Annotated in this window: 1 protein-coding gene; it reads right to left on the bottom strand. The window is 66.0% G+C overall.

The genetic code is table 11. The features are described 5' to 3' along the window. Nucleotides 1-98 precede the first annotated feature (98 nt). Nucleotides 99-291 (bottom strand): hypothetical protein (locus B1964_RS30820; protein ID WP_216354316.1); only part of this gene is annotated, 193 nt, incomplete at its 5' end.

The raw sequence follows: 291 nt of genomic DNA, 5'->3' as shown, positions 1-291 counted from the left end.
ACAGGGTTTTCGAGCCGATTCCGTGGAAGTTATATTCACACCGGGCCGACACCCAGCACCGGGTCACCGCGTCTCGAGGCTCCTCGCCTAGCGGCTCGTCACACCTCGACGACCGAGGAAAGGGCCGGCCCCCTGATGATCAGGTCGAGGAGCACCGGTCTCTTGATGCCTGCCGAGCGCGCCCCCCTCCCGATGGTCGAGGAGCGCCGAGCGAGCGCAGCGAGCACGACGCGTCTCGAGACCACCGCACGCCGACGCTGGAACCACCCGACTACGAATACAACTTCCACC

The sequence above is a fragment of the Gordonia sp. i37 genome (genome assembly GCF_002043085.1).
Taxonomy (GTDB): domain Bacteria; phylum Actinomycetota; class Actinomycetes; order Mycobacteriales; family Mycobacteriaceae; genus Gordonia; species Gordonia polyisoprenivorans.
The sequence above is the reverse complement of the archived record's forward strand: the minus strand, read 5'-3'. Positions and strand labels throughout refer to the sequence as shown.